This is a genomic window from Mixta sp. BE291, from assembly GCF_031457955.1.
Classification (GTDB): domain Bacteria; phylum Pseudomonadota; class Gammaproteobacteria; order Enterobacterales; family Enterobacteriaceae; genus Mixta.
In genome coordinates, this window is sequence record NZ_JAVDXN010000019.1 from 1 (window position 1) to 1,058 (window position 1,058).

Here is a 1,058-nt window from a genome sequence, read left to right on the forward strand (position 1 = left end):
AAATTAGCGGATGACCTGTGGCTGGGGGTGAAAGGCCAATCAAACCGGGAGATAGCTGGTTCTCCCCGAAAGCTATTTAGGTAGCGCCTCGTGAACTCATCTCCGGGGGTAGAGCACTGTTTCGGCTAGGGGGCCATCCCGGCTTACCAACCCGATGCAAACTGCGAATACCGGAGAATGTTATCACGGGAGACACACGGCGGGTGCTAACGTCCGTCGTGAAGAGGGAAACAACCCAGACCGCCAGCTAAGGTCCCAAAGTCATGGTTAAGTGGGAAACGATGTGGGAAGGCCCAGACAGCCAGGATGTTGGCTTAGAAGCAGCCATCATTTAAAGAAAGCGTAATAGCTCACTGGTCGAGTCGGCCTGCGCGGAAGATGTAACGGGGCTAAACCATGCACCGAAGCTGCGGCAGCGACATTATATGTTGTTGGGTAGGGGAGCGTTCTGTAAGCCGTTGAAGGTGGCCTGTGAGGGCTGCTGGAGGTATCAGAAGTGCGAATGCTGACATAAGTAACGATAAAGCGGGTGAAAAGCCCGCTCGCCGGAAGACCAAGGGTTCCTGTCCAACGTTAATCGGGGCAGGGTGAGTCGACCCCTAAGGCGAGGCCGAAAGGCGTAGTCGATGGGAAACGGGTTAATATTCCCGTACTTGGTGTTACTGCGAAGGGGGGACGGAGAAGGCTATGTTGGCCGGGCGACGGTTGTCCCGGTTTAAGCGTGTAGGCTGACTTTCCAGGCAAATCCGGAAAGTTAAGGCTGAGGCGTGATGACGAGGCACTACGGTGCTGAAGCAACAAATGCCCTGCTTCCAGGAAAAGCCTCTAAGCATCAGGTAACACGAAATCGTACCCCAAACCGACACAGGTGGTCAGGTAGAGAATACCAAGGCGCTTGAGAGAACTCGGGTGAAGGAACTAGGCAAAATGGTGCCGTAACTTCGGGAGAAGGCACGCTGGCACGTAGGTGGAGGGACTTGCTCCCCGAGCCGAAGCCAGTCGAAGATACCAGCTGGCTGCAACTGTTTATTAAAAACACAGCACTGTGCAAACACGAA

General features: G+C 54.5%; 1 rRNA gene. It reads left to right on the forward strand.

The window, feature by feature from the left end:
- Window positions 1–1,058 (forward strand): 23S ribosomal RNA (locus J2X14_RS20955); the annotation flags it as partial.